This is a genomic window from Enterobacter sp. MEB024 (assembly GCF_030209635.1).
GTDB lineage: Bacteria > Pseudomonadota > Gammaproteobacteria > Enterobacterales > Enterobacteriaceae > Enterobacter > Enterobacter ludwigii.
Genome location: NZ_JARVRQ010000008.1, coordinates 246,786 through 253,170, shown reverse-complemented (window position 1 = coordinate 253,170; position 6,385 = coordinate 246,786). Strand labels below are relative to the sequence as shown.

Sequence of the window (6,385 nt, the reverse complement as noted above, 5' to 3'; positions counted from 1 at the left end):
TCCATGTCACTTTGAGTGCCCACACAGATTGTCTGATAAATTGTTAAAGAGCAGTGCCGCTTCGTTTTCGCTGCGGCGCGGGGTGTGCATATTACGCTTTCCCGCTTCAGAGTCAAGCATTTATTTTCGCTTATCTCTGCTGACCCGGCGGCGTGTGTGCCGTTGTTCCGTGTCAGTGGAGGCGCATTATAGGGAGTTATTCTGAAGTGACAAGAGGAAATTCAAAAAAAGTTTCTGTCCGTGTTTTTTTTCACCAACAGGGGTGAAATCAAGCTACAAATTGTTCTATTTGATGTATCTGCAACCACAATAACACCCGAGGTGGCATAATTATCAGCATGAATCTTTAAGGAATAAACGCGATGCCATTAAGCGCACAACAACTGGCTGCCCAAAAAAACCTGTCGTATGTGCTGGCAGAAAAACTGGCTCAGCTGATTTTAGCGGGTAAATATGCCCCGGGGAGCATCCTGCCGGGTGAAATGGAGTTGGGTGAGCAGTTTGGGGTGAGCCGTACCGCCGTTCGCGAAGCGGTGAAAACCTTAACGGCAAAAGGCATGGTGCTTCCGCGTCCTCGCATTGGTACGCGTGTGATGCCACAGAGCAACTGGAACTTCCTCGATCAGGAACTGCTCTCATGGTGGATGACGGAAGATAACTTTCATCAGGTCGTCGATCACTTCCTGGTGATGCGCAGCAGTCTTGAACCTCAGGCCTGCCTCCTTGCCGCCACGCTCGGGACGGCAGAACAGAAAGCGCAGCTCAATGCCCTAATGGAAGAGATGGTGTTCCTGAAAAAGCACTTCAACCGCGAACGCTGGATTGAGGTCGATATGGCCTGGCATGAACACATCTATATGATGAGCGCCAATCCGTTCCTGACATCCTTTGCCTCTTTATTCCATTCGGTATACCACACCTACTTTACCTCTATTACACAAGACGAAGTGGTAAAGCTGGATTTGCACCAGGCGATTGTTGATGCCATTCAGGAGAGCGACGGGCAGCGAGCCCAGGATGCATGCCAGGCATTGCTGGCCGCGCCAACCCACCAGCAGGTACATAAATGAGAGAGAGAAAAGCGCGCAGCATGGCCGGATTGCCGTGGATTGCAGCCATGGCGTTCTTTATGCAAGCACTGGATGCCACCATCCTCAACACAGCGCTACCCGCGATTGCACAAAGCCTTAACCGATCCCCGCTGGCGATGCAGTCCGCCATCATCAGTTATACCCTGACTGTCGCGATGCTCATTCCGGTAAGCGGCTGGCTGGCTGACCGCTTCGGCACCCGCAAAATATTCATGCTGGCCGTGACGCTCTTTACGCTCGGCTCTTTGGCCTGTGCGCTGTCAACGTCTCTTACAGAGCTGGTCATCTTCCGTGTTCTTCAGGGCGTTGGTGGGGCAATGATGATGCCCGTGGCGCGTCTGGCGTTACTGCGCGCCTATCCGCGCAGTGAACTGCTTCCTGTGCTCAACTTCGTCACGATGCCCGGCCTGGTCGGCCCCATACTGGGTCCGGTTCTCGGCGGGGTATTCGTCACCTGGGCAAGCTGGCACTGGATCTTCCTGATTAATATTCCCATTGGCGTCGCGGGGCTGCTTTATGCCCGCAAATATATGCCGAACTTCACCACCCCAAGACGCCGTTTCGATATGCGTGGTTTTTTCCTGTTTGGCCTGAGCCTGGTGCTCTTCTCCAGTGGGATGGAGCTGTTTGGTGAGAAAATCGTGGCGACATGGATTGCACTCTCCGTCATCCTCGGCGGTATTTTGCTGTTCCTTCTTTATATACGTCATGCACGCCATCACCCGACGCCGTTAATTTCTCTGTCGCTGTTTAACACCCGAACGTTTTCCGTGGGGATTGCGGGCAACATTGCCTCACGCCTGGGGACGGGCTGCGTGCCGTTCCTGATGCCACTGATGCTGCAGGTGGGTTTCGGCTACCCGGCTCTGATTGCCGGTTGCATGATGGCCCCCACGGCGATGGGCTCTATTCTGGCCAAATCAACCGTCACGCAGGTGTTGCGCTGGTTTGGCTATCGTAAGACGCTGGTAGGTGTAACGGTCTTTATCGGGCTGATGATCGCGCAGTTCTCCCTGCAATCCGCCTCTTTACCGGTCTGGATGCTGATCCTGCCCCTGTTTGTGCTGGGAATGGCCATGTCGACACAGTTCACGTCGATGAACACCATCACCCTCGCCGACCTGACCGACGATAACGCCAGTAGCGGCAACAGCGTGCTGGCAGTGACTCAGCAGTTGTCGATCAGTCTGGGGGTGGCCGTCAGTGCGGCGGTACTGCGGTTTTATGAAGGTTTTGACAGCGCGAACACCGTCGAACAGTTCCACTATACCTTTATTACCATGGGCGCACTCACCGTCGTGTCGGCGTTGGTCTTTATGCTGTTAAAACCCAAAGATGGCCGCAACCTGATCAAAGAGCGCCACAAAGCAAAGGCTAAACCGAACCCCGTTCCATCAGAACAGGAGTAAGCTGCAGACGTTGCTGCTGAAGGCCGGGCTCGGCCATTCGGTGGATAAGCACATCGATGGCCAGCTCGCCCAGTTCATCTTTTGGCTGATGAATCGTGGTGAGCGGCGGCGTCATGTAGCGGGCCAGTTCAATGTCATCGTAACCAATCACCGCCATATCGTGTGGAACACGCAGCCCCGCCTGATATAACGCCTGATACGCGCCAAACGCCATCGCATCGTTGCCGATAAACACAGCCTGCGGACGCTGCGCTTGCGACAGCAGTTTCTGCATAGCTTCAAAGCCGCCGTTAAATTCGAAATCACCGGTAATACGGTAGCCATCCGGAACAGTAAGCCCCGCCCGCGCCATCGCAGAAAGATACCCCTCAAGACGCAAGCGCGCCGGGGTTTTATCCAGGGGGCCGGTAATGCAGGCGATGCGGGTATAGCCTTTATCGATCAGATACTGGGTGGCCATGTCACCTCCCAGCAGCGAGTTATCCTGAATGAGATCGCTGGTACCGTCGAACGGCGCCCAGTCCATCATCACCGTGGGAATAGAAGGGTAGCGCTGAATAATCTCTTTCGAGGGCTGATGTGTTTCGGTACACAGCAGCAGTAACCCGTCGACGCGTTTTTGCATCAGCGTCTCCAGGTTGCGGTTCATTCGCTGCTCATCCCCTTCGGTATTGCACAGCACCAGGCTGTAACCACGCTCGAAGCAGCTGCGTTCGACACCGCGAACAAGTTCAGAATAAAAGGGGTTGGTACTGGCGGTGATCAGCATGCCAATGGTGCGCGTCTGGTTGAGCTTGAGGCTGCGCGCCAGCGCGGACGGCGCATAGTTGAGATCTTTAACCGCGGCTTCGACTTTTTCCCGAATCGCCTCGCTAACGAAGCGATCGTTATTAATGACGTGGGAGACTGTCGACGTAGAAACGCCCGCCTGGCGGGCGACATCTTTCATTGTGGCCAAGCGTTACCCCTGCTGACTTAAGAATTCATCAATCTCTTTACGCCACGGAACGGAAGGCTGGGCACCTTTGCGCGTTACGGCAATCGCCGCGGCGGCATGGGCAAAGCGAATAGCATCATCCATTCTCTTGCCTTCCAGCAGCGCAGTCACCAATGCACCGTTAAAGGTATCTCCCGCCGCGATGGTATCAATCGCCTTAACCTTAAAGCCCGGCACGCGACGGCCTTCCCCGTTTACGCTGGCCCACACTCCACGACTGCCAAGGGTAATGATAACGGTGCCGATGCCTTTATCGTGCAGCACTTTCGCCGCCCGCGCGGCGTCGTCATCATTTTCAACGCGAACGCCTGTCAGTTTCTCCGCTTCAGTTTCGTTCGGGGTAATGATATCCACCAGCGCCAGCAGCTCGTCTGATAATACCCGCGCAGGCGCAGGATTGAGTACGACAGTGGTATGATTTTGATGCGCTATCGCTGCGGCCGCCAGGACGCTTTCAACGGGTGATTCCAGCTGCATCAGAAGCGCTTCGGCATTCGCGATGATCTCGCGCTGCGCGTTCACCCGCTCAGTGGTCAGCGCGGCGTTAGCCCCCGCATGAATACCGATGACATTCTCACCTTCCGCGTTGACGAAAATCAGCGCCACGCCGGTTGATTCCCCTTCGACAACGCTGACAGGCGCAATATCAATGTTATCGCTGGCCAGCTGTTTGCGTACGCGCTCACCGGTATCGTCATCACCCGTGCAGGCAATAAAGGCGATCTTCGCCCCACTGCGTCCTGCGGCGACGGCCTGATTGGCGCCCTTACCGCCGAATGCCACCTGATACTGATTACCGGTGACGGTTTCGCCCGGTGTCGGGAACGATTCAAGGTTAAGAATGTGATCGGCATTGATACTGCCAAGGACGACAAGATTGCCTGCGGTTTTCATGGTTGAGGTGTCCATCTGAGAGCGCCACCGGTGTGACCCGGTGGCGTATGCCACACTTTTCTTTATAGGGTGTCCCTCAGGCAGCCAGCGACTGCCTGATTCGCCTTTTACTGCTTGATGACCAGTTTCAGGTCAACAGGATATTTGGCCTGAACTTTTTCGCCCTTCAGCACTTTATCAGCAGTCTGCACGCCCGTTGCGCCGATCTGCTCAGGCAGCTGAGCGATGGTCGCCGCCAGTTTGCCATCTTTTACTGCTTTTTCACCATCCGGTGTGCCGTCAAATCCGACAACCATCACATCAGATTTACCTGCGGTCTGCAGAGCACGCAGCGCGCCCAGCGCCATTTCGTCGTTCTGTGCAAACACAGCCTGCACGTCAGGGTGCGCGGTCAGCAGGTTCTGCATCACGTTCAGACCTTTCGTGCGGTCGAAGTCAGCAGGCTGGCTGGCCAGTACGTTAAATTTGTGCGCTGCAACCGCCTGCTGGAAGCCTTCACCACGCTCACGCGCCGCTGACGTACCGGCAATACCCTGCAGTTCGATAACTTTCGCGCCTTCACCCGCTTTCTTCGCGATGTAGTCACCCGCGATTTTGCCACCCAGTACGTTATCAGAAGCGATGTGGCTGACTACGTCGCCTTTCGTCGCCTGACGGTCAAGGGTGATGACCGGGATCTTCGCCTGATTAGCCATCTTCACGGCGTTACCCACAGCGTCAGAATCCGTTGGGTTGATCAGCAAGATTTTGGTGCCACGTACGGTTAAGTCCTGAACGTTTGCCAGCTCTTTCGCCGGGTTGTTCTGAGAGTCCAGCACCACCAGGTTGTAGCCCAGTTTGTCAGCTTCTTTCTGTGCACCGTCCTTCAGAGAGACGAAGAACGGGTTGTTCAGCGTGGAGATAACCAGCGCGATGGTGTCTTTCGCCATTGCGTTAGCACTTACGGTTGCGCTCAGCGCGACAGCAGAAACCAGGGTAGCCAGTTTTTTCATGTTCATATCTAAGATGTCCTGTAGTGTCGTCAGTTACTGTTTTTTGTTGTCTACCAGAACCGCCAGCAAAATCACCACTGCTTTAACGATCATCTGGTAATAGGAGGAAACACCTAATAAATTCAAACCATTATTCAGGAAACCAAGGATCAGTGCGCCGATCAATGTCCCAACAATGCGACCTTTACCGCCCGCAAGACTCGTACCGCCCAGAACGACTGCCGCAATGGCATCCAGCTCATACCCCGTCCCCGCCGTTGGCTGCGCAGAAGAGAGGCGCGCCACTTCGATGATGCCTGCCAGAGAGGCCAGCAGACCACACAGCGAATAGACGATGATTTTGACTTTATTGACGCTGATCCCGGACAGACGCGTTGCCGCTTCGTTACCGCCCAGCGCATAGATATAACGACCCAGACGGGTGTGATGCAGCATGTACCACGCCGCGAGGAAAACGATAGCCATGATCCAGACCGGCGTCGGGATACCCAGCGGACGACCAATACCGAACCAGCCAAACAGATCGGCGTTATCCGTAAAGCCGGTATTTACCGGACTGCCGTTGGTGTAAACCATGGTGACACCGCGCAGCAAGAGCATCATGACCAGCGTCGCAATGAACGCCTGAACGCGACCTTTCGCCACAATCACACCGGTCACGGCACCAATTGCCGCCCCAAGTGCCAGCGCAGCTGCAACGGCCACCAGCGCGTTGACCTCAATCCCTACAATTGAAGCCGCAACCGCACCGGTGAGCGCCAGCAGGGAACCGACGGACAGATCGATACCCGACGTCAAAATCACCAGCGTCATCCCTACCGCCATAATGGCGTTAACCGACGTCTGCTGAAGAATATTGAACAGGTTATTAACGGTAAAAAAGTTTGGGCTCATGGTCGAAACAATCGCGATCAACACCAGCAGGGCAATCAGCGATTTTTGTTCCAGCAGCCATGCCTTTGTGAAATAACGGCGACCAGAAACAGCCTGGGTAGTCATCTT

The 6,385-nt window shown here is 55.0% G+C and carries 6 protein-coding genes; 2 read left to right on the top strand and 4 right to left on the bottom strand.

From position 1 onward, the window contains the following. The first annotated feature begins 362 nt into the window (after nt 1-362). Together QRN24_RS15690 and mdtD are read left to right on the top strand one after the other, a co-directional pair. Nucleotides 363-1,070 carry a FadR/GntR family transcriptional regulator gene (locus tag QRN24_RS15690; protein ID WP_020882776.1) on the top strand — a complete coding sequence of 236 codons (708 nt, stop codon included), beginning with the start codon at nt 363-365 and terminating at the stop codon, nt 1,068-1,070. Beyond that, nucleotides 1,067-2,500, top strand: coding sequence for a multidrug transporter subunit MdtD (gene mdtD, locus QRN24_RS15685; RefSeq protein WP_025202726.1), 1,434 nt, complete (start codon nt 1,067-1,069; stop codon nt 2,498-2,500). Before QRN24_RS15690 ends, mdtD begins: the two co-directional genes overlap by 4 nt. On the opposite strand, the gene rbsR is transcribed toward mdtD, so the two are convergent. The 4 genes from rbsR to rbsC all read right to left on the bottom strand — a co-directional run bounded on the left by rbsR (nt 2,466) and on the right by rbsC (nt 6,382). Further along, nucleotides 2,466-3,458, bottom strand: coding sequence for a ribose operon transcriptional repressor RbsR (rbsR, locus tag QRN24_RS15680; protein WP_072255737.1), 993 nt, complete (start codon nt 3,456-3,458; stop codon nt 2,466-2,468). The two genes, mdtD and rbsR, sit on opposite strands and share 35 nt — an antisense overlap. 3 nt (nt 3,459-3,461) lie before the next feature. Next, on the bottom strand, nt 3,462-4,391 hold the full coding sequence (gene rbsK, locus QRN24_RS15675) for a ribokinase (protein WP_025202725.1): 930 nt from the start codon (nt 4,389-4,391) through the stop codon (nt 3,462-3,464). Between the two features lie 107 nt (nt 4,392-4,498). Beyond that, a complete protein-coding gene (gene rbsB / locus QRN24_RS15670) occupies nt 4,499-5,389 on the bottom strand; it encodes a ribose ABC transporter substrate-binding protein RbsB (RefSeq protein WP_014172267.1) in 891 nt (296 codons plus the stop codon). 27 nt (nt 5,390-5,416) lie between these two features. Continuing rightward, nucleotides 5,417-6,382 carry a ribose ABC transporter permease gene (rbsC, locus tag QRN24_RS15665; protein WP_020882772.1) on the bottom strand — a complete coding sequence of 322 codons (966 nt, stop codon included), beginning with the start codon at nt 6,380-6,382 and terminating at the stop codon, nt 5,417-5,419. Nucleotides 6,383-6,385 lie beyond the last annotated feature (3 nt).

What these genes read in the sequence shown, in the direction of transcription:
- QRN24_RS15690 (WP_020882776.1), top strand. Translation starts at nt 363, where the DNA reads ATGCCATTAAGCGCACAACAACTGGCTGCCCAAAAAAACCTGTCGTAT.
- mdtD (WP_025202726.1), top strand. Translation starts at nt 1,067, where the DNA reads ATGAGAGAGAGAAAAGCGCGCAGCATGGCCGGATTGCCGTGGATTGCA.
- rbsK (WP_025202725.1), bottom strand. Translation starts at nt 4,391, where the DNA reads ATGAAAACCGCAGGCAATCTTGTCGTCCTTGGCAGTATCAATGCCGAT.
- rbsB (WP_014172267.1), bottom strand. Translation starts at nt 5,389, where the DNA reads ATGAACATGAAAAAACTGGCTACCCTGGTTTCTGCTGTCGCGCTGAGC.
- rbsC (WP_020882772.1), bottom strand. Translation starts at nt 6,382, where the DNA reads ATGACTACCCAGGCTGTTTCTGGTCGCCGTTATTTCACAAAGGCATGG.